The organism is Amylolactobacillus amylophilus DSM 20533 = JCM 1125 (assembly GCF_001936335.1).
GTDB classification, from domain to species: domain Bacteria; phylum Bacillota; class Bacilli; order Lactobacillales; family Lactobacillaceae; genus Amylolactobacillus; species Amylolactobacillus amylophilus.
This window is the reverse complement of the sequence record NZ_CP018888.1, coordinates 1,384,393-1,408,655: the sequence shown is the minus strand read 5'-3', so window position 1 is coordinate 1,408,655 and position 24,263 is coordinate 1,384,393. Positions and strand designations below refer to the sequence as shown.

Sequence of the window (24,263 nt, the reverse complement as noted above, 5' to 3'; positions counted from 1 at the left end):
TTTTTTTACTTATCATTCTGCGCATAATAATCGTGCTCAATCCGGTTGAACGCTCCTGGCTCGACTTCCTCAAGCGCAGTGGCAATGGTATCAAGCGCCCGCTTATACGTATACTCTTGTTGATACTGGCGCATTGCCTCGGCTATTGCCTCCTTAATTCTACCGTCACCGATGTACTTGTTCGCATATTGAACGGTCAACTCCACCAAATTTGCCGAACTCGTAATCTCGGCAGTCTCACTATTTAAGCGGTTAACATCTTCTTGAATCAGAATTAACTTGTTGGAGATTGACTCAAGATTAATGCGCACCCGTTCTAACTCGGTGTTTAGTTCACCAATTTCGTTCACAACCACCTGGTAGAAATCAATAAAATTCGTCGGTAAACCCGGTAATGCCTGCCTGTCAATCTTTCGCTTAATCAGACTGACTTCTTGGGCGAAATTATCGAGTGAGCCTTTAGCGATTCGCTCGGCTTCATACAGCCCATCCACGTCGGTCGAGATTTCCTGCTGTCTTTTCTGAATTGCAATTAAACGTTTCGTAATGCGTTCGTAATCAACCTGCACGTTTGAGAAGACCGCCTTACCTGCAGCTACTCTTTCTTGGTCGGTCGTAAAGTCAGCGGACATCTGCTTAACCTCGTCTGCCAACTGATTAGCCTCCGGGAGTTCTCCATGCGTTAACTGGTAGCTCTGATCTATGTGATCAAGTTTCTTAATTAGCTTAGTACTCTCGAGCTCTGATTGGCTGAATTGCTTAACAAGGAGGTCAGTCTCTTTATCAACCACCTTCCTCGCTTTAATCTCGCGTTCAAGTCGTTCATATAAACCATCTATTTGATTAGAAACCAGTTCATTGCTCTCCTGCAACTCACCAACATCAAGGTTAGTTTGGAGGTTACGTGCTTTTTGCAAATCCTCCTGCAGCCGCTTAATCTCCTCCAAAATGTCCGTTCCAGGGAAGTTATACTTATCTGCCAGCATGTCCTTATAGGCAGTAGTTATTTCCTTTAATTGAGCCGGGAATTCGTCGCTTAATTCTTGTTCTGCACGTTCAAGGACCGGCAAAATATCGTCTAGCGTTGTTAAAGACGCATTGAGCCTTGTCAGTACACGCTTAGCCTCAACATGATCTCCCTGACTGCTTAGGTTCTTGACGGTGTCGAAATCAGTCTCCATCTCGGTCAATTTATCTTCTAACTGATCAAGCGCCACGCCGTACTTAAAAGAGTTAGAAAGAACGGCTTTTCTCATGGTCTGATACCTATTTAACAGGGTATTCAATTGCGTTTCGTTCTCCCGGTTACTCTGCAATAACTGCTCAAACACGGCTGCTGTATTGACCAAATCATCCTTTGATTCCGTCAGCTCTTTATTTACACTATTGACTAATCTTCGTGTTGAGAAAATGCTATAATGACCGTTATCGGCTTCCGCATCAGTAAGTTGCTGCGTTAATTCCGGTAGTTTAGTCTTCTTAACTTTCTCAAAAACTAGCCGCCAGGTCGTGAATGTAGACAGACTTTCACCCGAGAGTGACATTGCATTGAGCCGCGTAATTTGGTCCTCGATCGGCGCAAAATTCAGTTCTAGTAATTCACTCTGTAACTGCTCTATTTTGCGTCTTAAGCGACTATTGTATACTACAACTCCGATCAAGACGATGAGTATTAACAGCACTAAGCTGATGATGATAATTGTTTGTGGTAACGACATCTAGTTTGTCCCCCAATGTTTAACTATTCCTTATTATAGCAAATAATCTCGTAATTCCTTACTGAATTCCAAATTTTGTCCAATAAAAATTATGTGTTGCAACAGAACTTTAACTTGCATCTGGCACACTTTGTCGTATAATAGAACGAGTGTAAAATATTTGCAGCGAAGAGTGACAAGAACGTCAACATCTAAAGGCGGTTTTAGTTCGATAAGTAACCCGCGGCTGTACGAGGTGAAAACACAACTTTAGATGCACGAATGTTGAACTCTGTGTGATATTTTACTCCAAAACAAAATGGAGGATATACATATATGTCTAGATATACTGGTCCAAGTTGGAAACGTTCAAGACGTTTAGGCTTGTCACTTTCAGGCACTGGTAAGGAACTTGCTCGTCGTGCATATGCACCTGGCGATCACGGTCCAAATAGCCGGAGCAAAAATTCAGAATACGGTTTACAATTACGCGAGAAACAAAAGCTTCGTTGGATGTACGGAATGACTGAACGTCAATTCGTGAACCTCTTTATCAAAGCTGGTAAGATTCGCCACGGTAAGCATGGTAACAACTTCATGGTCTTGCTTGAACAAAGACTTGATAACGTTGTTTATCGTTTAGGTCTTGCAACTACTCGTGAACAAGCTCGTCAGCTTGTAAATCACGGTCACATCACCGTTGATGGCAAGCGCGTCGACATTCCTTCATATGAAGTGAAGGTTGGCCAGGAAATTGGCGTGCGTGAACGCTCACGTAACTTAGCACAAATCAAAGATGCACTTGAAGCAACTGCTTCACGTTCATCATTCGTTACTTTTGACGATAACAAATTAACTGGTTCATTAACTCGTTTACCTGAACGTGACGAATTAGAGCCTGAAATTGATGAAGCCCTAGTTGTTGAATTCTACAACAAGAAACTTTAATCAATTCGAAAGAAACTGCAAAGTTGGCCTTCCCTCTTGGGAAGGTTTTTTTGTTTAGTTGCTTCCATGATATAATTAAATCTAAGACAACTATCAAACTTTTGCAAAAGGAGTTAGAAACCATGGGAGAAAACGTCAACGATCGCTTGGAACAAGCTATGCACGGCCAACCCGAGCTAAATATAGATGAGCACAGGCGGTACCTCGGTAGCCTGCGCGAGCGCGTCTTCGTGCGCTTAACAGTCGCCGAAATGCAGGATAAACAAACCATAGCTAGATTCATCCGGCACTTCGCCGACTTTGCCCACTACCAGATCCTGATCAATGGAAAGCAGCAGCAATCAACCCTCCTAAACCAAGTCATCATGACTGCCAGCAAGAAAGACACCAAATTTCGCCTAGTTAGTGATGACACCGCGAGAACTGAGCCGGAGGCCACTGGATTACTTGTTGTAGCACCAACGGCCATCAACGAAGAACAGATTGATTTTGCCGCCAAATACCCAGCACAATAAGCACGTAACGAACCACATAACTTTGATGAATTAGAGGCAAAAAATGCAACCTTTAGCATACAGAATGCGCCCAACTAACCTGGACGAAGTCGTCGGTCAAACGCACCTGGTGGGACCGGGAAAGATTATTCGGCGCATGGTCGAGGCCAAGCTCCTCTCATCGATGATCCTGTACGGACCACCCGGAATTGGCAAGACTAGCATTGCAAGCGCAATTGCCGGCTCGACTAAATACGCGTTTAGAAAATTAAATGCCGCTACCGACTCGAAACAAGATTTAAAAATTGTGGCCGAGGAAGGCAAGATGAGTGGTACCGTAATTCTCTTACTGGATGAGATTCACCGCTTAGATAAAACTAAGCAGGACTTTCTCCTCCCTCTGCTTGAATCAGGCCAGATTATTCTCATCGGTGCCACGACAGAAAATCCGTACATCAGTACTAGCCCGGCAATTCGGTCTAGAACCCAGATTTTTGAATTGAGGCCACTCGAATTCGCCGACATTAAGATTGCGGTGGACCGCGCTCTAACAGACGTTGATCACGGCTTGGGTAAATATCACGTTGAGTTAACGAAGGATGCCGAGCAACTGCTAATTGAGAATGCTAACGGCGACGTTCGAGCAACGCTCAACGCACTGGAATTGGCCGTGATGTCTACCCGCATTGAGAAAGCGCCCGCTGAAGACGAGCCTCTACTACTTGAGCAGTCAGACATTGCTAACTCTATCCAGAAGAAAATTCAACATTTCGATGCCTCGGGTGACGGGCACTACGACCTCATCTCCGCTTTTCAGAAGTCAATTCGGGGTTCGGATGTCGATGCCGCGCTTCACTACCTGGCGCGGTTAATCGAATCCGGTGACCTGGTGTCAATTAGCCGCCGCCTCTCAGTCATCGCCTACGAAGACATCGGACTAGCAAACCCGGCAGCCGCAAGTCACGCCATTAACGCTATCTATGCGGCAAATCAATTAGGCTTTCCTGAAGCCCGGATACCACTAGCAAATGCCGTGATCGAGCTGGCCCTATCTCCTAAAACCAACTCTGCCATGACAGCAATCGACGCTGCGCTAACGGACGTGCGTAGTAAGGATGTCGGCTCAATACCGGATTCTCTGAAGGATGCGCACTATTCCGGCGCAAAGAAACTTAACCACGGTGTCTCGTATCAATACGCACACAACTACCCGAACGATTGGGTTGCCCAACAATATCTACCGGATAAGCTGCTAAATGCTAGTTACTTTACTCCTAAAGGCAATAGTAAATATGAGATTGCCCTAAGAGAGCAGTATAAGAAGCTCCGTCAGATGCAACAAGCCGGTCTCAAGCAACATAAGCAGGCAAAAAATGATTGACTATTGTATACCTTTCATTAACCAATTGGTAGCGTTCTCTAATCAAGAATTGCACCAACCTTTTTTGTTTACAACTCACCATTTATTGTTATAATTAATGTATAGTCTGAGTTGATTGAGAAGCCGAAGTACAGTTGACCGATCGAATATATCGACGTGAGAGTTAGTTAGAACTATTAAATCGGAATACTAGCTGGTCTAGGATCCATATTTGTAGGGAAACGGCTCATTTTTAGAACTTGCGGGTTCAACTACGTCAATGGTGCCATCGTCAATTCGGATTACTATAGTAAACTAAGGAGCAGCGCAAGCTGCTTTTTTCTTTGTAAAACCTAACGATTGGAATTTATCATGTTATTAAAAGCTGTTATCCTAATCTATATCGCATTTCTGGCCTTCTTAGCCGTTTACCTCCTCACCCGACTACACAAGCAGTTTATCATCTTTAACGTCGATGCAAATCAATCTTTACAAAAACTGCTGACAGTTGTCGCAATTGCACTATTAGCCGTCGCAGTCGGCGGCATTTTCATCGTCTTTCTCCTGCCTAAACAATACAATTTCATCACCCTATTTGCCTCGGTCATAGTCATCTTTTTCTTTACTCTCAGGCTAACCAAATATTTAAATAAGTAAATATTACCCTTCCTACTCGTTTATTTGTTAAAATAGAGTAAAGAGAGGTGAATTATATGTTAAAACAATACCAACATATTCAAATTGCCGTAGATGGCTCGAAGGAAGCAGATATGGCTTTCGACAAGGCTGTCGCCGTCGCTAAAAGAAATGACGCCACACTCGAGATTCTCCATGTGATTGATACACGCGCTTTTCAAAATGTCTCGAGCTTTGATTCAGCCATGGTGGAACAAGTGAGTCAGGATGCGAAGACTAAGATGGAGGAATACTACCATAAAGCTCTAGATGCCGGCGTTAAAGAGGCTCATTTTCAGATTGAATTTGGCTCACCGAAATCAATTATTGCCCATGACTACCCGAAGAAACACAACATCGACTTGATTATGGTCGGTGCAACCGGCTTAAACGCAGTTGAGCGCCTATTAATTGGTAGTGTGACCGAATACGTCACCCGCACTGCTGAGACAGACGTACTTGTGGTGCGTCAGCCACTGAAAGAGGACTAATCAGAATATATTCATCGTTACAAAAAAAGACGAGCAAATTTTGCTCGTCTTTTTGTATGTAGTTAAAACTTAACGTAGGTCGTTCTCGATGAAATTTCTAATCTCCTCCGGGAGATCGTCCAACAATAGAAGTGAGTTGAACAGCCTTAACTGGTTATAGAATGCATTCCAGAATTCGAAATCATTTGGAATATTTACCCGGTGGTAGTTTTCATTCCAGTATTCAAAGACCGTCAGTACGTAATCGACATAAACCTGGTCACGGCCCGTCAAGACGGTAATTGCACCAGCTAAACGCTGATCCTCGCCATAACTGAGTGCATAATTGTTTCTAAAGTAGGCAAAGAAGATTGCGTTAAAGAAGAACATCTTCGGTGCACGCGGTAAGTCGGTGAAGTTAAACGCCTCAAATAGATTAGCCATATGTAGTAACGCATGGGCCCAACCAAAATCTGGCACGAATCCTCGCCCGTCTCGTTCTAACAAGAGATAGGTTACAGCCTGCGTCAGAATCTCATAATAGTCGGTCTGCTTGAGTGCATGGTAGTACTTTTGGTCCTCAACCACTAAAGCAGACAACATCAGCCAGCTAAACGAGCGCGTATAAATACCATCGTTTTCCGGCTCCAAGATATGCCAGAAAATTTTGTCGTCAGCGAGAAGCGTCTGAATAATGAAATTAACCTGTTCCTTAGTGATAATGTGCCGCTGCACAGCCTGAAAGAAATGAAAAAATAGTTGCTGATCCCGAATATACGGATCACGATTGCCATTAAAACGCAGCAGAAAGGCCCAATCATCATTCGTCAGAACGGTCGTGTCTTCGTCGATCGACTGCAACAGGCTATCAAACCGCTTTTTGGCTGCACCCTGCACGCGGGGCAGCCGGACGCTACTACTCTCCTCTGCGAACTCAACTGAATTCTGTAAAGCAAAAAAACGATCCAGCAGATCGTTATAGTAGTTACCTTGATTAAATTCCTCAAATAAATGTACAACTTGTGTTCGTAAATCTTCTATTTGTTCTTCCAAAAAATCACCTATTTGATTAAAAAGAGCCAGTTCTTGGCATGATCAGCTAAATCGAGGTAATCGGGATTGTCCTCGACTTCCTCGTTACGTGCAACAATTTGACCGCTAAGTGGTGAATCAATGTCTAGCACCGTCTTCTCCGCTTCGACGTCAAATAGGTGCTTTCCCTGCTCCACCTTTGTGTCGGTCTCTGGCAGGCTGACAAACTTCACCTTACCTAGTACCTGGCGGCCGGCATCGTTAAGTCCAATTCTCGTGCCCTCCGCTGTTTCTTCCTGCCAAAAAAAATCTGTTGTGTCCATTATCAAAACGCTCCTGTTCCACTAAAAATATAACTCTTATGATGATACCTCATTGAGAGAATCATGCCAATACCAATCATGTTTCCCAGTAATGCCGACCCTCCCTGTGAAACGAACGGTAACGGTATCCCCGTTAGCGGTAACAGGTCGATACTCATTCCGATATTCTCAAACACATGGAAGAGAATCATCATGATGATTCCTGTCGAGATGTACGAGTAGAAATCGTTTTTCGTATCAAAGGTCACTTTCACCATCTGAAATATCAGGTAGAAGTACAACAGAATCAACAGGCATGCGCCGATAAAGCCGAAATTTTCGCCAATCACAGAGAAAATCATATCTGATGTCCGTACCGGTACATAAACGACGGTATTGTTGAAGCCCTTACCAAAAAGTTGACCGGACCCGATGGCCTTCATGCTCTGCCATAGTTGGTAGGCACCACTAGATGTGTCACCTGCTGGATTAAGCCATGAATTAATCCGCTCGAACTGGTAGGCACGGAAGTTGAGACTCCGGAGGATATTCTGACCAAATTGCGTGGTCACAAGTGCAATAGCCGTACCCCCTAGCAGAATCACACCGCCATATAGTGGCGCAATGATCCGCCAGGTGATCCCGGAAACGAGCAGAACACCAGCAGTAATCGCGAAGAACACGAGCATCGTACCGAAATCATTCTGGAGTTTCAACAAGACCGCGATTGGGGCTAACCAAAGGATCATCTTCAAAACGAGGAGCCAATCGGTTCTAGTGGTATGTTCCGCGTACTCGCGGTTATGCTGATATACAACCCGACTTAGCATCAGGATGAACGCCGGCTTCATCACCTCGGAAGGTTGAAACGTGAGCGGTCCCAGTTGGAACCAGCTTTTGGCACCTGTCTCCGCAAAGACGGCCGGATTATAAAGAAATAACACAGCAATCAGTAAGACAATGCCAATACCGTAGGCCAGTGGCGCAATCTTGAACAACTGATCGGAGTCAAATTGCATCACGATGATGACCATGATGGCGCTCATGATATACCAGATTGCCTGAACAAGTACGGTTCGTTTCGGACTACCCATACTGGGATCGTTCATGGCAGCAACCCAAATTGTGTACATACTTGTGATTGCCAGCAGAATAATCGAGCCAATGATTCCAAAGTCGAGCCGATCAATAATACTTGATTTATTTTCTACTTTTGCCATAGACTACCTTGCTTAACGCTTATTTTCGTGTAAATTGTAGTAGCTAATCAAATCGTTGATGGCGGCTTCTAACGTCTTAGAAACAATCATCTGTTGATTAGACTGCATTGTTGTGTGGAAATTCTTCTCTTTTTGTTCGATGATGCCAAGCATCCGCACATTTGGAATGACAACTTCCCAACTCGGAACTTTTTTATTTGTTAGTTCATTTACTTCGATATTAATATTTTTGATTCCCTTAGACATTGTTCTTCCCTATTTCTCTTTTTTGCCTTGAATATATCTTGCAACGATTTCGTCTGTATAATCTTCCGGATGGGGGTTCCTAAAAATCGTGAAATGGTCTCCCACAGGGTCGACTCCCCCACGGACGAAGGGATTACAGCGCAAAATTCGCGCAGTTCCCTGGATTAGCCCGAGGAATACTCCCCGCGCCGTAACAGCGTCAATCATATATTGTGAACAGGTTGGATAGTAGCGACAGCTCTTTGGTAGGGCTGGCGAGATAAAGCGCTGATAGCCCCGTACAAGCTTAATTAGTATTTTCTTCATCTGCTTAACTCAAAAACTCTATGACGTGGAACCACGTCGGTGGCCAAAAGATCAGAAATGGATTCTGTCCCGCAACCATAAAGCCAATGAACATCCCGATTAGGACGGTTAGCAGTGCCCAACCAATGCCGCGTAAAATCCGCCACAAATAGACGAGCACCCGCTCTTCATCAAACAACTTCATTTATTTATCCCCTGCGCTTGCGGTGGCTAGCAATATTCTCCAGTAATACCCCAGTCCCAAGTGCCACGGCATCCAACGGATTGTCGGCCGTGAGCACTGGTACCTGAAGGTGGTGGGCGATTAACTGGTCTAGGTGCTTGAGTAACGCGCCACCACCAGTGAGCATAATTCCCCGATCGATGATGTCAGCCGACAATTCTGGCGGAGTCTTTTCTAGTACTTCCTTCGCGCCAGCAACGACGGTCATCAGGCCGTCTGTTAGTGATTCCTGCACCTCTGTAGCGGTGACAGTAACCTCTTTTGGTAAGCCGTCACGAATATCCCGGCCACGGACCTGAATATTTGCATCAGGATCTGCCTCAAAGGCACTACCGATGGCCTTCTTAATTGCTTCAGCGGTTCGTTCACCAATCAGTAGATTATGGTTCTTCTTGATGTAGGCCACGATTGACTGATCCATCTTGTTACCGGCAAAAGTCAGGGAGCGACTGGTCACAATCTCCCCCATCGAGAGGACGGCGATATCTGTCGTCCCACCACCGATATCAATGACCATGTTACCCTGTGGTTTGAAGATATCTAAACCGGCGCCAATTGCCGCAACCTTAGGTTCAAATTCGAGGTAGACCTTACCACCACCAGATTTCTCGGCAGCTTGGATAATTGCCTTTTGCTCGACCGAGGTGACATTTGTGGGTGCACAAATGAGGATACTTGGCTTAGCCATGAATCCCTTAACGTTCAATTTCTCGATGAAATAGGACAGCATCGCCTCAGTCACATCGAAGTCAGCGATAACACCGTCCTTCAACGGCCGAATTGCTTTAATGTTTCCTGGCGTTCTACCAACCATCTTGTAGGCTTCCGTACCCACGGCCACCACGCTGCCGTTGTTTGTATCGATTGCGACCACAGAGGGCTCGTTTAGAACAATGCCCTTACCGGCCATGTTGATTAATACGTTTGCAGTCCCTAAATCTATTCCAATATCTCGTGCCACTATATATCCTCCAGATGTTTGTCGTTGAAATTATACCATATCTCAGTTTTTTTTTCGTGCTTCGTTTTTTTCTTAAGAAAAAAGCAATGCTAAAAGAAGAGTAGCCGGAGGCTGAGCGATTGATCCATGATTGCTATCAGTAAGTTACCAACCAGATAGCCAAGAGCCAGTGAGCTAAAAAGGATGAATAGCTGTGCCTCGAAAACGTGGTTTGGTTTAATCAAGTTTTCAATTTTGATTGCCGACAAAGCCTTGAATGACATTCCTACTGTAATCAGATAAATGAGAATGACAATCCCTGCGTGAATTCCTGCTGTTTGCATTTTTTCTCCTTAAGAAAAAAAGCGAACTAAGTGTTCGCTATTTCTTGCTACTATACACGTTGATTCGATTAATTGCACGACGAAGTGCGACCTCGGCTCTCTTTTGAGAACTCACATCGTGTTTCTTCTTCGCCTCTTCAATATGACGTACCGCGCGTTCCTTAGCAGATTCTGCCCGGTTAATATCGATATCTCGTGCTCGTTCTGCACTATCGGCGATAATCGTTGCCACATCATTGCTAAACTCGACGTAACCACCATTAACGGCTATTTCGTCGGTTTGTTCGTCATGACTGTGGATTCTCTTAACCTGGACAGAACCGATATTCAGTGGCGTAACGATGGGCTCGTGCCCCGCCATTATTCCGAGTTCACCATCAATGGCGTCAAGAACCACAATCTGACCATGATGTTCATATTGCACACCGTTTGGGGTCACAATGGATACGGTAATTAGTTTAGTTTCGTTATCCATCTACTCACCTACTTCGTCGTACTTGCTAACTCGACACCCATCTTCTTCGCTTTTTTGATTACGTCTTCGATGGGACCAACACCACGAAAGGCATCTTCTGGCAAGCTGTCAAGTTCACCATCAAGAATTCTTCTAAAACCGTTGATTGTATCCTTGATTGGCACATATGAACCAGGTACGCCAGTAAATTGCTCGGCGACACTGAAATTCTGTGATAGGAAGAACTGAATCTTACGTGCACGTTGCACGATCAATTTCTCCTCATCAGACAATTCATCCATCCCCAGAACGGAGATAATATCTTGCAGCTCACGGTATCTTTGCAATTCGTGTTGCACTTCCGTTGCTACTTCGTAATGTTCTTGACCCACAACTTCCGGATCAAGCGCACTAGATGAAGACTCTAGTGGATCAACCGCAGGATAGATACCTTGGTCAACCAGTTTACGTTCCAGGTTGGTCGTTGCATCCAAATGTGCGAAGGCCGTAGCTGGAGCCGGGTCGGTGTAGTCATCGGCAGGTACATAGATAGCCTGGATTGATGTGACTGAACCCTTCTTGGTTGAGGTAATTCTTTCTTGTAGTTGACCCATTTCAGTTGCAAGCGTTGGTTGGTAACCAACGGCTGAAGGCATCCGTCCTAGAAGGGCCGAAACCTCTGAACCAGCTTGCGTGAAACGGAAAATATTGTCGATGAACAGCAATACATCTTGGCCAGCAACGTCACGGAAGTATTCCGCAATCGTCAAACCAGTCAATGCAACACGCATCCGGGCACCAGGCGGCTCATTCATCTGACCAAAGACCATGGCAGTCTTCTCGAGCACGCCCGATTCCTTCATTTCATAGTAGAGGTCGTTACCCTCACGCGTCCGTTCACCAACACCAGTGAAGACGGAAATACCACCGTGCTCCTCTGCAATGTTGTGAATCAATTCTTGGATTAAAACGGTTTTACCAACACCGGCACCACCGAATAATCCGACTTTACCACCACGCACATATGGCGCTAGTAAATCGATAACCTTAATTCCTGTCTCGAGAATATCTTGACTAGTACTGATCTCATCGTATTTAGGTGCTTCTTTATGAATACCTTCACGGGGGAAATCAGCGGGGAATTCTGGTCCGTTGTCGATGGTCTCACCGAGAACATTGAAAACACGTCCCAGTGTTTCCTTACCAACAGGCACACTGATTGAAGAACCAGTATCCTCAACTTTCATGCCACGTTGCAATCCATCGGTTGATTCCATGGCAATCGTCCGCAGAACCCCATCACCTAATTCAAGCGCAACTTCAAGAATTATTGAGCTATCGTCTTGTTTCAGGACTTTTAAAGCATTGTTGATTTCTGGTAACTTGTTATCTAGCGGAAACGCCACATCGACAACAGGCCCAATAACTTGAACAATTTCACCTTGACTCAAATGATTAACCTCCTTTTTTTATTCAAGTGCAGCTGCACCACCGATAATCTCGGTGATTTCGGTTGTAATCTGCGCTTGTCTGGCTCTATTTAATTTCGTCGTTAACGAACTGACAACGTCCTTCGCATTCTTCGTCGCGTTGTCCATCGCAGTCATTGAACTAGCATGCTCCGCAGTTTTGGCATCCAGAATCGCACCAAAAATCATACTTTGGGCAAATTGAGGAAGAATAGCCTGCAAAACGGAGTCTAACGAGGGCTCGGTCAGATAGTCGACACGCCCTGTTGGCTGGTCGTCATCCACGGCCTCCGTAATATCAATGTCCGAAATTGGCAGCATTTTCTCCGCACGAAACTGCGAGGAAATGGTGTTCACATGGTGCGTATAACAAACGTACAGCTCGTCATAAACCCCATTTAGATACATGTTAACAGCGGTCGTGACAATCTCCCGCACCTCGTTAAAGCTCGGCACATCACTGATGCCTCTGTACTCGTAAACAACATTGATATCCTGCTTCTTGAAGAATTGGGCGCCGATACTACCGACAGCCAGTATCTCCGGCTCACGACCACGGTCACGGGCATTTTGGACCAATGACATCATATTCTTAATGATTGAACTGTTATAAGAGCCAACCAGTCCGCGGTCACCCGTGATAACGAGGTAGCCGACCTTCTTAATCTCAGCCCTTGGTTTAATCAAAACATTCAGGTTGCCAAGATCAAATAAGTCAGTGATATCAATCTCAGAATAGTCACCATCGAAGTCCTCACGGTTCTTCAATTGGTTGAAGACCTCTGATGCCATCAGATGCGTAACGGTAGCCCGGATCTTGTCGTTATAGACAGTATAGCCTTTGTCAAGCTTCTCAGTTTGTGATAGCTTCACACCTGATACCATTTGCATGGCACTAGTGATTTGCCCCGTTTTCTGGGTCGAAGTGATTTTTCGTTTTAATTCAAGTAGTGATTCTGCCACAAATAATCAACTCCTAACATTAACTGGCAAAGCCATCTCTAAATTCTTTAACTGCTTTTAATAACTCGTCTTCGTCTGGTAGGTTACCAGTCGTCTTGATGGTATCCAACATATCGGCGTGATTAGCGTCGAAGAAGTCGAATAGTTGGTCTTGATACTTCTGAATGTCTTGTACAGGCACATCATCGATGCAACCATGAGTCAAGGCAAACAAAATCAGCACTTGCTTCTCAACCGGTAGCGGCTGATGGAGTGGTTGTTTAAGCACCTCGACAGTCCGCCGACCACGGTTAAGCTTAGCCTGTGTGGCCGAATCAAGATCAGAACCAAATTGCGCAAATGACTCAAGCTCACGGTAAGAAGCCAGATCCACACGCAGTGTTCCGGCAACCTTCTTCATTGCCTTAATTTGCGCTGCACCACCAACACGGGAAACAGATTCACCGGCATTAATGGCAGGTCTTGTTCCAGCGAAGAACAGGTCACTCTGCAAGAAAATTTGCCCATCAGTAATTGAAATTACGTTGGTTGGAATGTACGCACTAATATCCCCAGCCTGTGTCTGGATGAATGGTAAAGCGGTCATCGAACCGCCACCCAGTTCATCGTTTAACTTGGCAGAACGCTCTAATAGACGTGAGTGGAGGTAGAACACATCACCAGGATATGCTTCACGACCAGGCGGACGACGGAGCAGCAATGATATTTCACGGTATGAAACAGCTTGTTTCGATAGATCATCAAAGACCACAAGAACATGCTTGCCGTTGTACATGAATTCCTCACCCATTGCTGTACCAGCATATGGTGCAATATAAAGCATTGGTGCTGGCTCACTTGGGCCGGCCTCAACGACGATGGTATAATCCATCGCACCGAAACGCTTCAAGGTCTCAACCTGTGCACGCACAGTCGATTCCTTTTGACCAATTGCGACGTAGATACAGATAATATCCTGTCCCTTTTGGTTGATGATTGTGTCAATCGCAATCGACGTCTTACCAGTCTTTCGGTCACCGATGACCAACTCACGTTGGCCCCGACCGATTGGTACAAGGGCATCAATGGCCTTGATTCCCGTCTGCAATGGTTCAGAGACAGACTGTCGTGCCATGACACCTGGTGCAGGACTTTCGATTGGTCTGGTCTTCGTCGTATTGATTGGTCCTTGACCATCAATCGGCTGACCTAGTGGATTAACCACGCGACCTATCAGTGCCTCACCAACGGGTACTTCCATGATTTTACCCGTCCGTTTGACCGTGTCTCCCTCGCGGATATCGTCGTACTTACCCAAAATAATGATACCAACATCGTTAGTTTCCAGGTTTTGTGCAATACCGTAAGAACCATTGGCAAATTCAAGTAATTCATTACTTAACGCATTGTTCAGCCCATGAGCCCGAGCAATACCATCACCAATGTAAGTAACGGTACCAACCTCATCGACCTTCAACTGTTCGTCAAAACTTTCCAGTTGTTGTTTAATTAACGCGCTGATTTCTTCAGCTTTAATGCTCAATGGGTTCACCTCTTTTATATATTATTAACTAGGTTACTCCGAAGAGTAGCTATCTTTGTTCTAATTGAGCCGTCGATTACCTTACCATCCGTCTTCAGAATCACCCCACCGAGGAGTGACTCATCAACCGAATTCTCCAGTTCAAACCGCTCTAAGTCATTCATCTTGGCGTAGGCTGCAGCAAGTTGTGTCAACTGCTCTGCCGACATCTTAGTCGCTGAGATTACCTCACCGTGAGCAATCCGGTGCCGTGCGTCATAAATCTTATTGTAAGCTTCAATGACATCCGGTAAGGACTGCATTCTCTGATAGTCGAAGAGTAATTGGAGGAAATTCTGCATCTCCTGTGAAAAGTGATTTTCTAATGCCCTGATGAAACTTCTCTTCTGGTCCAGGTTTAGTGCTGGATTCGAGAAGGCAGCCAGAAAAGACTGGTTACTCTGCAATACTTCCTGTAAAGTTGCCAGTTCGGACTTAATGTCCGAAACCAGATTACGTTCACTGGCAAAATCGTACAAGGCCGTTGCATAACGTTTTCCAAGTTCCTCACTACTTAATTTCATGATTTCTCAAGCCCCTTTATGAAGGAGTCGATCAACTCGGATTGGTCTGCTTCAGACAACTCTTTTTGAATCAGCTTCTCGGCAATCGTCACTGAAAGATCAGCGACCTGTGCCCGAGCTTCTTTTAGAGCATCCTCTTTAGCCTTCACTGCTGCGACATTTGCCTTCTCGCGTATCTCTGCAGCTTCCTTGTCCGCATCGTTCAACAGCTTTTGCTTATGGTTCTCACCGTTTGTTTTCGCGTTCGCGATAATCTCAACGGCTTCGTTCTTAGAATTCTGTAATGCTTGTGTCTTTGCCGCCACAAGCTCAGTTGCTTTTTTGTTCAAATCCGCTGCGTGATCGAGGTCATAAGTAACCTGCTCACGCCGCTTCTCCATCATGGCAGTGACTGGGCCCCAGGCAAATTTCCCCACTAAAATCATGAGGATTGCGAAGGTCAAAAGATAAAAGAGCATATCACCCAGTTCAAGCGCCATACCTGCTAAAGGTTGAAGGATCATTTCGTGCCCCTCTTTCTACCGATCTCTTATAGGAATAAGATCAAGAATGATACAACGATAGCCAAGATAGGAACGGCTTCAATCAAACCAACACCGATAAACATGGTTGAACGTAGTTGACCAGCACTTTCTGGTTGGCGTGCGATACCTTCAAGAGTCTTTGAGATAACCTTTCCGTTACCATATGATGCTGCAAGGGCTGCTAGTCCTGCTGTAATTGCTGCTGCAATATAATTCATGTGAAAAAATCCTCCGTAATATATATTATTCCTCGACAATTTTATGCGAGATGTAAACCATAGATAATGTTACAAAAACGTATGCTTGGATGGAACCGATGAATACCGAGAACCCTTGCCAAATCATGGCAAGTGGCGCCGAGTAGACAACGGAAATCAGGCCCATCGATTTCGCCAAGCGACCGCCAATCAGAGTAAGCAGAACTTCACCGGCGTAGATATTTCCGTACAACCGGAGTGACAAAGTCAAAAAGTTCGTAAATTCTTCAATTATGTTGATTGGTAGTAAGAAACCTACAGGATGCATGTAGTTCCTGAGGTATCCTTTAAAGCCAAACTTCTTCACGGCAAAAGCGTACGAGATAAGTAACGTCATCGCTGCTAATGTCATTGTAATCAAAGGACTTGCTGTCGGTGATTTAACTACGATGTGTTCATTGAAGACGACCTCGATGAACAATCCCAGTTGGTTCGCCATAAAAATGAACAAAAACATGGTTAAAGCATATAGAGAAAACTGCCTTCCCTCTTTACCCGGTACCGCTGACTCCACAATTCCGTTAGTGAAATCCACCAGGTATTCGAGCACGTTTTGTTTTTTGTTTGGCCTAAGCTCAATCTTACGCGAAAGATAATAGACTAGAACAAAAACGAATAGTGCAGCAATCAGCCCCGAGATGCAATTGGTTAGGTTAAAATTGATTCCCAGAAACTGAACTACAACTGGTTTTTCACCCACTTTGCGACCCCCCTTCTTTATTCAAATAACATCAAATACAAACAAAATGATAACACCAAAAAATCGGAAATACAAAGCAAGATTAAAATTATTTTATGTAAGCGTATACTTTTAAAAATTAAAAAACAGCCTCAAAAGAGACTATTTTGTGCCAAAGAGGCGGTCGCCGGCATCTCCGAGTCCAGGGAAAATATAGCCTGAATCGGTTAAGTATTCATCCTCTGCTGCTGCATAGATATCCACGTCAGGGTGTTCTGCCTGCACGGCCTGCACCCCTTCAGGTGCTGCCACTAACACAACCAAACGAATGGATGTAGCACCGCGCTTCTTCAAGGCCTCGATCGCCATGTTTGCGGATCCACCGGTTGCGAGCATTGGGTCGACAATAATCAGGTCACGCTGATCGATATCGGGCGGCATTTTGACAAAGTATTCGTGTGGTTTGAGGGTTGTTTCGTCGCGATACATCCCCACATGGCCAACTTTGGCTGCTGGAATTAATTCCAGCACACCATCAACCATCCCAAGTCCGGCACGCAGAATTGGCACAATCGCCAACTTCTTACCTGCGAGCTCCTTCTGGATAGTCTTGCCCATCGGTGTTTCAATTTCCACATCTCTCAGTGGTAAATCGCGGGTAATCTCATACACCATCAAGCCTGCAATCTCGTTGGCGATTTGCCGGAACTCTTTCGTACCCGTATTCTTATCGCGAATAATCGTTAATTTATGTTGAATTAACGGATGATCCAAGACAGTAAATTTACTCATAGCACCCTCCTATTTTTAAGCCATATCTATTCTAGCAGAGTTTCGCTTTAATGCCACTCATAATCTAACGGAAATTTTGCTGTAAGCGCATGCGCCCGTTCCTTAATCTCGGCCAGCTTGTCCGGCTCGTCAAAACTACGGATGGCATCGAGCACCAGGTGCGCTACTTCACGGCTCTCTTCCACCTTGAAGCCACGTGTCGTAATGGCTGGTGTGCCAATGCGGACACCGGCGGTCTTGAACGGTCCAAATGGATCATGCACAATCTGGTTCTTGTTGAGCGTGATGTCGACCGAGTCGAGTAAATCCTGAATTTCCTTACCGTTATGGCCCGTCTGCTGGATATCTAGCAAAATCAAGTGGTTGTCTGTGCCACCAGAAATCATCCGCACGTCATTAGCGTCTGCAAAGACCGAAGCCATCGCCCGCGCGTTCAATACAACTTGATGAATGTAAGTCTTGAATTCTGGTTGTAGGGCTTCTCCAAGAGCCACAGCCTTGCCGGCAATGACGTGTTCTAGTGGCCCACCCTGAATTCCGGGGAAGATGGCAGAATTGATTTTTTTGCCATATTCGGCTTTGGCCAAAATCAGGCCGCCACGTGGTCCACGCAGGGTTTTGTGTGTGGTTGTCGTTACAACATCGCTGTAAGGGACGGGGCTCTCGTGCTCGCCCGTGGCCACCAAACCGGCAATGTGCGCCATGTCGACCATGAGTTTTGCGCCAACAGAATCAGCAATTTCCCTGAAACGTTTGAAATCAATCGCCCGCGAATAGGCACTCGCACCAGCCACGATCAGCTTGGGCTTGACCTCCTGCGCCATACGCGAAACCTCATCGTAATCGATCAACTCGGTCTGAGGGTCTAACCCGTAGTGGTAGAAGTGGTAGGTCTTCCCCGAGAAACTCACATCAGCACCGTGAGTGAGGTGACCACCAGCGGAAAGGTCCATGGCGAGGACCACATCGTCGTGCTCGAGTAGCGCGTAGTATGCGGCCATGTTTGCGCTAGAACCAGAGTGAGGCTGCACGTTAGCATATTCTGCACCAAACAGCTGCTTAGCGCGTTCAATCGCTAGTGTCTCCACCTGATCGACGAACTGGGTCCCACCGTAGTAACGGTGGCCCGGGTAGCCTTCCGCGTACTTGTTCGTCAAGACGCTGCCTTGGGCTGCAAGCACACCCTTCGACACAATATTCTCGGAGGCAATCAGCTCGATGTTATGCTGTTGGCGTTCTTCTTCGCGCCCAATTGCTGCCCATAATTCTTGATCCTGTTCCCTATAATCCATTGACAAACCTCCACTCGTTCATGTACGAACTTAATTCTTGTTGATATTTTTAGCGCCGTAATTCAAAACTATTCTAGCATACCAGTTCATAAAAAAAGCAGATTAAACATTAAAATGTTTACCTGCAGCTGATTTATTGAGGCGATTCATGTAAGCGGGCGCAATCTCCCCTGCCTTAAATCCTTGAACGTAGATGGTTTTGATATTTGGTTGGTCGTCAAAGAAACGTAGTGCAGCAAAAAGATTATGCGCGGCCGTCGCGACCGATTCACCTAAAGAAAATGAATTTGGAGTTGAATATTTTGCGATAACTTCAGCCAGTGCCACTAGCGCTACAGTGGGATCAGTAAAATCAATTTGGGCGAAGTCCGCTACCCGATCGACAACCACCACTTGCGCCTTAGGTGCGTAGTGCCTGTACTTCATGCCCGGTGCCTTCGGTACCTCTTTTGCGCCAACCTGATTGTGGTTGTAGTCAGTGGTCTCACCAATTACAGCGGAAATTTCCGCTGGTGTAATCTGACCCGGACGCAGAATCACCGCGGGGTCGACGGTCAAGTCGACAATGGTCGACTCGAGCCCTATCTCAGTGGTGCCTCCATCAACGATTCCGGCTATCTTACCACGCAGGTCGTGGTAGACGTGGTTTGCGGTCGTCGGACTAGGTTTCGTTGAGGTATTCGCCGACGGGCCGACGATTGGTCGGCCAAGTTTTTCAATCAACTGCCGCGTTAGCTCGTCCGCTGGGTTACGAAAGGCCGCCGTTTTCAAACCACCGGTCACGACGGTCGGTAGAGTGTTCGGCTTGACGTTTAACAGGATGGTCAAAGGGCCAGGCCAGTAAGCATCAATGAGCTGCTGTGCCTTTAGCGGAATTTCAAGCGCATACTGCGCCATCATTGCCTCGTCGGCCACCGTGACAATCAACGGATTGTCGCTGGGCCGACCCTTAGCCTCATAGACCTTAGCCACCGCCACCGCGTTTGTAGCATCTGCTCCCAAACCGTAGACGGTCTCCGTCGGAAAGGCTATCAGCTCTCCGGCTTCTAGGTGCTTCACTGCCTGCTCAATTTCGTTACTGTTAAATATTTTCGTTTCCATTCCAAACTCTTTTCCACATCAAAAATCAGTTCAACTAGTTCAAAACTACAAAGCAACATTATATAAGAAGATGGGGTTGTTCTTAATCCTTCGTTTCATGTTTAATTCCCCGCACCATGCGGTCATGCCCCTCCATGTCTTGCCTAAACTCGAACGTATAATTCGGTAATTCTGCCGTCAAGAGGTCGGCCAACAGCTGTTTCTGCCTGTAGCCAAACTCGAGGTAGAAACAGCCGTTCTCGCTCAGGTGTGCATCTACCTGGGCGGTAAAACGCCGGTAGAAATCAAGGCCATCAACACCCGCAAAGAGGGCCAGATGGGGTTCGTTCAATAGCACAGAGGCATCCATAACAGCAGCCTCTTCATCCATGATGTACGGCGGGTTTGAGACAATCACATCGAATTTACCGAGCCCCTGCAAGACGTCAGCCGAAATTGTCTGCACCGCTAAATTATGCTGCTTGAAATTCTTGCGTGCAACTGCCAGCGCATCCCCCGAGATATCGCTAGCACTGAGCCGTAATTTAAGCGCGTGTTTTACAACTGCTTCGTTCAGCAAGGTGCTAAGACCTACAAGGATTGCCCCCGAACCCGTGCCGAGATCAAGGACATCAACATGCTTCGTCACTTGCCGTAGCTTAAGATCTGCCGCTACCCACGCAACTAATTCTTCGGTCTCAAACCGTGGAATTAGGACGTGCTCATTAACCTTAATTTGCTCGCCAAGAAACCAAGCGTAACCAAGGATGTATTGGGAAGACTGGCCGTTAATGAGCGCGGCCACGTCAGCATTTAACTGCTGCATCTGGGCGGGTAATAGTAGCTCACGTCCATGTAGTCGCAGCTGTGACGGGGTGAGTCCTAAGCGCTCGCCAACCAAAAAAGCAATATCAGCGGGCAAGATTGCCGGGTTAGCCTCTTTTGCTAACGCAACTGCGTGTGCTATTGCCGCTTCGATGCTTTTCCTAGTCATCTTGGAGTTGCTCCAATTGTTCAGCCTGACTGTAGACAATGAGCGCATCGATCACCTCGCCCAAGTCACCATTCATAATGCGGTCCAGCTTGTTCAATGACAGGCCGATTCTGTGGTCAGTCACCCGATTCTGCGGATAATTGTACGTCCTGATTCGTTCCGAACGGTCACCGGTACCGACGGCAGATTTCCGGTTGGCATCGTACTCAGACTGGTTCTCACTCTCATAGTAATCGTACACCCGGGAACGCAAAATCTGCATCGCCTTCTCCCGGTTTTGTTGTTGGGAACGTTGGTCTTGCATCGCCACCACAATTCCCGTTGGCAGGTGGGTCATTCTGACTGCAGAGCTAGTCTTATTAATGTGTTGTCCACCGGCACCAGATGCTCGGTAAACGTCAGTTCTGATATCCTTGGGGTCGATTTCGATGTTCACCTCATCATACTCCGGCATCACGGCCACGGTCGCAGTTGACGTGTGGACCCGCCCCTGGGACTCAGTCGATGGTACCCGTTGCACCCGGTGGGCGCCGTTTTCAAACTTCAGTTTAGAGTAGACATTTTGTCCGGTGATCATGATGGCTACCTGCTTGTAGCCTCCGACTTCCGTTGTCACTTCATCAATCAGCTCGACGTTCCAGTGCTCTCTTTCTGCGTATTTTTCGTACATTCTGAGCAAATCCGCGGCAAAAAGTGAGGCCTCATCGCCGCCCGCAGCACCACGAATCTCCATAATGATGTTCTTGTCATCATTTGGGTCCTTCGGCAGCATCAGCAACTTGATTTCGTCCTCCAGCCGTTCCTTATTCTCCTTAGCTTCTGTGAGCTCAGCCTTTGCCATCTCAACGAGTTCATCGTCCTCGTTCTCGGCAATTAGCTCCTCATTATCGTTAATAGATTGCTCGGCGTTTTTATACTCGCGAAACTTGGCCACAACCTCGCGCATGTCGGCCTCTTCCTTGGTCAAAGCCATATAGCGCTTGGTATCATTGATCACCTCGGGGTCAGACATCAGTTCCTGGATTTCGTCGTAGCGATCAACCAAACCTTGTAATTGTTCAAAAATTTTGTCCACGTTAATTATCCTTTCTGAGCTAGATTAGGGTGAAAATAGTGTTGGCGACAAACTGGATAGTATGATTCATTACCACCGACTTGGACCTGCTTGCCCTCATAAACCGGTTGGCCCTCGTGCACACGCAGATTCATCGTCGCCTTTCGCCGACAGAACCAACAAATAGTCTTCAACTCTTCGATTTTGTCGGCATAGAGTAACAGGGACTCACTGCCCTCAAACAGGTGATTCCTAAAATCGTTCTTCAGCCCAAACGCCATCACCGGAATGTTCATTTCATCCACAATTCTAGCACACTGTAAGATATGCTTCCTATTCAAGAACTGTGCCTCATCGATCAAGACACAGGCGGCATTTGGATCAGTTTCTTGAACCAGATCAAAGATATTAGTTTCGGTAGCCACCGGAATCGCGTCTCTTTGCAGGCCAATCCGCGAGCTCACAATACCCACACCCGTTCTCGTATCCACCGCACTGGTCATGAGGATGATTGTTTTGTTCTGCTCCTCATAGTTATGCGCAACCTTCAAAATTTCGATGCTTTTACCACTATTCATCGTCCCGTAGCGGAAAAATAATTGGGCCATATCAATTCACCATTCCTTTTATACACTGTTTTTAAGTATAAGGTCTTGGAGCTAAAAAATATACAAAAAAATTTCAAATTAGGCGTTTTGAGACAATCTTATGTTATATTAAAATGCAGATGTAATAAAGGATGAGAGAACATGACAATAAAAGCTAAAATTGCTACAGTGGTGGGCAAAGGTTCCTTCTGGTACCTCCACAAATTCAGGAATGGTGGCACATCGTACCCCGGCGTCTTGGCCACGAAGATAGACGAGAACGTCCTGGCCGACTTGGCGCGTGATTATGAACTGATTATCGTCACGGGCACGAACGGGAAGACGATGACGACTAGTCTGTTGGTTGAAGCACTAAGGACGGAGTATGATGACGTCTTAACGAACCCCTCGGGCTCGAACATGGTACAAGGAATCACAACGGCGTTCTTGAGCCACAAAAAAGTCAAGACGACGAAGAGAAGAATCGCCGTACTCGAGGTTGACGAAGCGAACGTGCCATTAATCACGGCAATCGTTCAACCAAAGGCTTTCGTGTTGACCAACCTCTTCCGCGACCAGATGGACCGCTACGGGGAGATTTATACGACCTACGACAAGATTGTGTCTGGGATTAAGCTCGCGCCTGATGCGCTGGTGGTTGCAAACGGTGACGCCAGCATCTTCAGTTCTCGCGAGCTACCAAACCGCATTTGTTACTACGGTGTTTCGACTAAGGATGCTGACCAGGCAGCTGATTTCAAGGCCCCGACCAACACGGATGGTGTCTTATGCCCCGTCTGCAACCATATCCTCCACTACCACGCACTCAGCTACGCTAACCTGGGGGACTACTTCTGTGTCAACTGCGGTTTCAAACGGCCGGCGTTAACTCACCAGGTTACAAACATCGGCAAGCTCACGCCAAATACCATTAACTTCGCGATTGAGCACCAGGAAATTACGATGCCGATCGGTGGTAAGTATAATATCCATAATGCACTTGCAGCCTACAGTGTGGCGCGAGAGTTCGACGTACCCGCTGCCAAAATCATGCAGGCACTCAGCAACAGCCAACGTCTGTTTGGACGCCAGGAATTGATTACTTATAATGGCCACAACATCAACCTCATTTTGGTGAAGAATCCAGTTGGGCTGAACGAAATCGTCGACCTGATAAACGAGGAAGAGGACGACTTCAGCCTTGTCGCCCTATTAAACGCTCAACATGCGGATGGCATCGATACCAGTTGGATCTGGGATGGCAACTTCGAGTTGTTAGAGCGAACAAAGATTAAGCAGGTGATCGTCGGGGGCGAACGATTCCACGATATGGCCTTGCGCCTGGAAGTCGCTGGTTTTGACCCAGCGCAGATGCAGGTGACAGACTCGCTTAACAGTGTCTTAGAGACTGTGAAAAAGGCCCCAACGAAGAAAGTTTACATCCTATCGACGTATACGGCGATGCTCGCCTTACGCAAGAAGTTAGCTGATGAAAAGGTGATTGCAGCCGGAATGGAATAAGCAGAGCGTGTACACCCACGGTTAGCTTTTGAGTACTAGCGCACGCAGCTGAAACGCCACGCAGTGGTGTGAGAGCTGAGAAGCTAGACGGAAAAAGTTGTGGGTGCTAACGCGTTTCAAAGCAGAGCGTGTACACCCACGGTTAGCTTTTGAGTACTAGCGCACGCAGCTGAAACGCCACGCAGTGGTGTGAGAGCTGAGAAGCTAGACGGAAAAAGTTGTGGGTGCTAACGCGTTTCAAAGCAGAGCGTGTAC

The 24,263-nt window shown here is 46.4% G+C and carries 29 protein-coding genes; 6 read left to right on the top strand and 23 right to left on the bottom strand.

What is annotated here, in order from left to right:
* Positions 1-5: 5 nt before the first annotated feature.
* Positions 6-1,718 (bottom strand): septation ring formation regulator EzrA, encoded by a 1,713-nt coding sequence (ezrA, locus tag LA20533_RS07420; protein ID WP_056946049.1) that lies wholly within the window; start codon positions 1,716-1,718, stop codon positions 6-8.
* Between the two features lie 315 nt (positions 1,719-2,033).
* On the opposite strand from ezrA, the gene rpsD reads away from it, so the two are divergent.
* The 5 genes from rpsD (at position 2,034) to LA20533_RS07395 (ending at position 5,665) form a co-directional block, all read left to right on the top strand.
* Positions 2,034-2,645: a 30S ribosomal protein S4 gene (rpsD, locus tag LA20533_RS07415; protein ID WP_054745246.1), complete on the top strand. Its 612-nt coding sequence runs from the start codon at positions 2,034-2,036 to the stop codon at positions 2,643-2,645.
* Positions 2,646-2,767: 122 nt separating this feature from the next.
* Positions 2,768-3,160 (top strand): YueI family protein, encoded by a 393-nt coding sequence (locus LA20533_RS07410; protein ID WP_056946048.1) that lies wholly within the window; start codon positions 2,768-2,770, stop codon positions 3,158-3,160.
* 43 nt (positions 3,161-3,203) lie between these two features.
* On the top strand, positions 3,204-4,520 hold the full coding sequence (locus LA20533_RS07405; protein WP_056946047.1) for a replication-associated recombination protein A: 1,317 nt from the start codon (positions 3,204-3,206) through the stop codon (positions 4,518-4,520).
* Between the two features lie 351 nt (positions 4,521-4,871).
* Positions 4,872-5,156 carry a hypothetical protein gene (locus LA20533_RS07400; RefSeq protein ID WP_054745250.1) on the top strand — a complete coding sequence of 95 codons (285 nt, stop codon included), beginning with the start codon at positions 4,872-4,874 and terminating at the stop codon, positions 5,154-5,156.
* 56 nt (positions 5,157-5,212) lie between these two features.
* The gene (locus LA20533_RS07395) at positions 5,213-5,665 is read left to right on the top strand and encodes a universal stress protein (RefSeq protein WP_054745252.1); all 453 of its coding nucleotides are present in this window, start codon (positions 5,213-5,215) and stop codon (positions 5,663-5,665) included.
* Between the two features lie 69 nt (positions 5,666-5,734).
* On the opposite strand, the gene LA20533_RS07390 is transcribed toward LA20533_RS07395, so the two are convergent.
* From LA20533_RS07390 to LA20533_RS07285, 22 genes are all read right to left on the bottom strand, one after another.
* Positions 5,735-6,697 carry a DUF2785 domain-containing protein gene (locus LA20533_RS07390; protein WP_056946046.1) on the bottom strand — a complete coding sequence of 321 codons (963 nt, stop codon included), beginning with the start codon at positions 6,695-6,697 and terminating at the stop codon, positions 5,735-5,737.
* Between the two features lie 8 nt (positions 6,698-6,705).
* Complete coding sequence (locus LA20533_RS07385) at positions 6,706-6,999, bottom strand: glycine cleavage system H family protein (protein WP_054745258.1); 294 nt, start codon at positions 6,997-6,999, stop codon at positions 6,706-6,708.
* Positions 7,000-7,001: 2 nt separating this feature from the next.
* Positions 7,002-8,198 (bottom strand): FtsW/RodA/SpoVE family cell cycle protein, encoded by a 1,197-nt coding sequence (locus tag LA20533_RS07380; protein ID WP_056946045.1) that lies wholly within the window; start codon positions 8,196-8,198, stop codon positions 7,002-7,004.
* 12 nt (positions 8,199-8,210) lie between these two features.
* Positions 8,211-8,444 (bottom strand): DUF2969 domain-containing protein, encoded by a 234-nt coding sequence (locus LA20533_RS07375; protein WP_056946044.1) that lies wholly within the window; start codon positions 8,442-8,444, stop codon positions 8,211-8,213.
* A gap of 9 nt (positions 8,445-8,453) precedes the next feature.
* Complete coding sequence (gene yidD, locus LA20533_RS07370; RefSeq protein ID WP_056946043.1) at positions 8,454-8,750, bottom strand: membrane protein insertion efficiency factor YidD; 297 nt, start codon at positions 8,748-8,750, stop codon at positions 8,454-8,456.
* Positions 8,751-8,754: 4 nt separating this feature from the next.
* Entirely contained in the window at positions 8,755-8,934 is a 180-nt protein-coding gene (locus LA20533_RS07365) for a DNA-directed RNA polymerase subunit beta (protein ID WP_054745261.1), read from the bottom strand.
* A 4-nt stretch (positions 8,935-8,938) separates the two neighbouring features.
* Positions 8,939-9,934, bottom strand: a complete 996-nt coding sequence (gene mreB, locus LA20533_RS07360; RefSeq protein ID WP_056946042.1) for a rod shape-determining protein — start codon at positions 9,932-9,934, stop codon at positions 8,939-8,941.
* Positions 9,935-10,023: 89 nt separating this feature from the next.
* Complete coding sequence (locus LA20533_RS07355; protein WP_054745263.1) at positions 10,024-10,257, bottom strand: DUF1146 family protein; 234 nt, start codon at positions 10,255-10,257, stop codon at positions 10,024-10,026.
* Positions 10,258-10,294: 37 nt separating this feature from the next.
* Positions 10,295-10,732: a F0F1 ATP synthase subunit epsilon gene (locus tag LA20533_RS07350; RefSeq protein ID WP_056946041.1), complete on the bottom strand. Its 438-nt coding sequence runs from the start codon at positions 10,730-10,732 to the stop codon at positions 10,295-10,297.
* 8 nt (positions 10,733-10,740) lie between these two features.
* Positions 10,741-12,162 (bottom strand): F0F1 ATP synthase subunit beta, encoded by a 1,422-nt coding sequence (atpD, locus tag LA20533_RS07345; RefSeq protein WP_056946040.1) that lies wholly within the window; start codon positions 12,160-12,162, stop codon positions 10,741-10,743.
* Positions 12,163-12,180: 18 nt separating this feature from the next.
* On the bottom strand, positions 12,181-13,143 hold the full coding sequence (locus LA20533_RS07340) for a F0F1 ATP synthase subunit gamma (protein ID WP_054745265.1): 963 nt from the start codon (positions 13,141-13,143) through the stop codon (positions 12,181-12,183).
* A 19-nt stretch (positions 13,144-13,162) separates the two neighbouring features.
* Positions 13,163-14,665 carry a F0F1 ATP synthase subunit alpha gene (gene atpA / locus LA20533_RS07335; protein ID WP_054745267.1) on the bottom strand — a complete coding sequence of 501 codons (1,503 nt, stop codon included), beginning with the start codon at positions 14,663-14,665 and terminating at the stop codon, positions 13,163-13,165.
* A 14-nt stretch (positions 14,666-14,679) separates the two neighbouring features.
* Positions 14,680-15,228, bottom strand: coding sequence for an ATP synthase F1 subunit delta (atpH, locus tag LA20533_RS07330; RefSeq protein WP_054745269.1), 549 nt, complete (start codon positions 15,226-15,228; stop codon positions 14,680-14,682).
* Positions 15,225-15,731: a F0F1 ATP synthase subunit B gene (gene atpF, locus LA20533_RS07325; RefSeq protein ID WP_056946039.1), complete on the bottom strand. Its 507-nt coding sequence runs from the start codon at positions 15,729-15,731 to the stop codon at positions 15,225-15,227. The genes atpH and atpF overlap by 4 nt, the downstream gene beginning before the upstream one ends.
* Positions 15,732-15,757: 26 nt before the next feature.
* Positions 15,758-15,970, bottom strand: coding sequence for a F0F1 ATP synthase subunit C (atpE, locus tag LA20533_RS07320; RefSeq protein ID WP_054745271.1), 213 nt, complete (start codon positions 15,968-15,970; stop codon positions 15,758-15,760).
* Positions 15,971-15,995: 25 nt separating this feature from the next.
* Entirely contained in the window at positions 15,996-16,709 is a 714-nt protein-coding gene (atpB, locus tag LA20533_RS07315; protein ID WP_056946038.1) for a F0F1 ATP synthase subunit A, read from the bottom strand.
* A gap of 141 nt (positions 16,710-16,850) precedes the next feature.
* Positions 16,851-17,480, bottom strand: coding sequence for a uracil phosphoribosyltransferase (gene upp / locus LA20533_RS07310; protein WP_054745273.1), 630 nt, complete (start codon positions 17,478-17,480; stop codon positions 16,851-16,853).
* A 47-nt stretch (positions 17,481-17,527) separates the two neighbouring features.
* Positions 17,528-18,772 (bottom strand): serine hydroxymethyltransferase, encoded by a 1,245-nt coding sequence (glyA, locus tag LA20533_RS07305; protein WP_056946037.1) that lies wholly within the window; start codon positions 18,770-18,772, stop codon positions 17,528-17,530.
* A gap of 102 nt (positions 18,773-18,874) precedes the next feature.
* Positions 18,875-19,873, bottom strand: a complete 999-nt coding sequence (locus LA20533_RS07300) for an L-threonylcarbamoyladenylate synthase (protein WP_056946036.1) — start codon at positions 19,871-19,873, stop codon at positions 18,875-18,877.
* Between the two features lie 82 nt (positions 19,874-19,955).
* Positions 19,956-20,846, bottom strand: a complete 891-nt coding sequence (gene prmC, locus LA20533_RS07295) for a peptide chain release factor N(5)-glutamine methyltransferase (RefSeq protein ID WP_056946035.1) — start codon at positions 20,844-20,846, stop codon at positions 19,956-19,958.
* Positions 20,839-21,921: a peptide chain release factor 1 gene (gene prfA / locus LA20533_RS07290; RefSeq protein WP_054745274.1), complete on the bottom strand. Its 1,083-nt coding sequence runs from the start codon at positions 21,919-21,921 to the stop codon at positions 20,839-20,841. The genes prmC and prfA overlap by 8 nt, the downstream gene beginning before the upstream one ends.
* 5 nt (positions 21,922-21,926) lie before the next feature.
* Complete coding sequence (locus tag LA20533_RS07285) at positions 21,927-22,508, bottom strand: thymidine kinase (protein WP_054745276.1); 582 nt, start codon at positions 22,506-22,508, stop codon at positions 21,927-21,929.
* A 141-nt stretch (positions 22,509-22,649) separates the two neighbouring features.
* Between LA20533_RS07285 and LA20533_RS07280 the strand changes: the two genes are divergently transcribed.
* On the top strand, positions 22,650-24,008 hold the full coding sequence (locus tag LA20533_RS07280) for a Mur ligase family protein (protein WP_056946034.1): 1,359 nt from the start codon (positions 22,650-22,652) through the stop codon (positions 24,006-24,008).
* Positions 24,009-24,263 lie beyond the last annotated feature (255 nt).

Bases quoted from the DNA above. Each gene is read 5' to 3' on its own strand.
- LA20533_RS07375 (WP_056946044.1), bottom strand. From the start codon at position 8,444: ATGTCTAAGGGAATCAAAAATATTAATATCGAAGTAAATGAACTAACA.
- LA20533_RS07380 (WP_056946045.1), bottom strand. From the start codon at position 8,198: ATGGCAAAAGTAGAAAATAAATCAAGTATTATTGATCGGCTCGACTTT.
- LA20533_RS07405 (WP_056946047.1), top strand. From the start codon at position 3,204: ATGCAACCTTTAGCATACAGAATGCGCCCAACTAACCTGGACGAAGTC.
- LA20533_RS07385 (WP_054745258.1), bottom strand. From the start codon at position 6,999: ATGGACACAACAGATTTTTTTTGGCAGGAAGAAACAGCGGAGGGCACG.
- glyA (WP_056946037.1), bottom strand. From the start codon at position 18,772: ATGGATTATAGGGAACAGGATCAAGAATTATGGGCAGCAATTGGGCGC.
- LA20533_RS07300 (WP_056946036.1), bottom strand. From the start codon at position 19,873: ATGGAAACGAAAATATTTAACAGTAACGAAATTGAGCAGGCAGTGAAG.
- LA20533_RS07365 (WP_054745261.1), bottom strand. From the start codon at position 8,934: ATGAAGTTGTTTGATGAAGAGCGGGTGCTCGTCTATTTGTGGCGGATT.
- LA20533_RS07400 (WP_054745250.1), top strand. From the start codon at position 4,872: ATGTTATTAAAAGCTGTTATCCTAATCTATATCGCATTTCTGGCCTTC.
- LA20533_RS07350 (WP_056946041.1), bottom strand. From the start codon at position 10,732: ATGGATAACGAAACTAAACTAATTACCGTATCCATTGTGACCCCAAAC.
- LA20533_RS07285 (WP_054745276.1), bottom strand. From the start codon at position 22,508: ATGGCCCAATTATTTTTCCGCTACGGGACGATGAATAGTGGTAAAAGC.
- atpE (WP_054745271.1), bottom strand. From the start codon at position 15,970: ATGAATTATATTGCAGCAGCAATTACAGCAGGACTAGCAGCCCTTGCA.
- LA20533_RS07410 (WP_056946048.1), top strand. From the start codon at position 2,768: ATGGGAGAAAACGTCAACGATCGCTTGGAACAAGCTATGCACGGCCAA.
- LA20533_RS07395 (WP_054745252.1), top strand. From the start codon at position 5,213: ATGTTAAAACAATACCAACATATTCAAATTGCCGTAGATGGCTCGAAG.
- upp (WP_054745273.1), bottom strand. From the start codon at position 17,480: ATGAGTAAATTTACTGTCTTGGATCATCCGTTAATTCAACATAAATTA.
- yidD (WP_056946043.1), bottom strand. From the start codon at position 8,750: ATGAAGAAAATACTAATTAAGCTTGTACGGGGCTATCAGCGCTTTATC.
- prmC (WP_056946035.1), bottom strand. From the start codon at position 20,846: ATGACTAGGAAAAGCATCGAAGCGGCAATAGCACACGCAGTTGCGTTA.
- ezrA (WP_056946049.1), bottom strand. From the start codon at position 1,718: ATGTCGTTACCACAAACAATTATCATCATCAGCTTAGTGCTGTTAATA.
- LA20533_RS07280 (WP_056946034.1), top strand. From the start codon at position 22,650: ATGACAATAAAAGCTAAAATTGCTACAGTGGTGGGCAAAGGTTCCTTC.
- rpsD (WP_054745246.1), top strand. From the start codon at position 2,034: ATGTCTAGATATACTGGTCCAAGTTGGAAACGTTCAAGACGTTTAGGC.
- LA20533_RS07355 (WP_054745263.1), bottom strand. From the start codon at position 10,257: ATGCAAACAGCAGGAATTCACGCAGGGATTGTCATTCTCATTTATCTG.
- atpH (WP_054745269.1), bottom strand. From the start codon at position 15,228: ATGAAATTAAGTAGTGAGGAACTTGGAAAACGTTATGCAACGGCCTTG.
- atpF (WP_056946039.1), bottom strand. From the start codon at position 15,731: ATGATCCTTCAACCTTTAGCAGGTATGGCGCTTGAACTGGGTGATATG.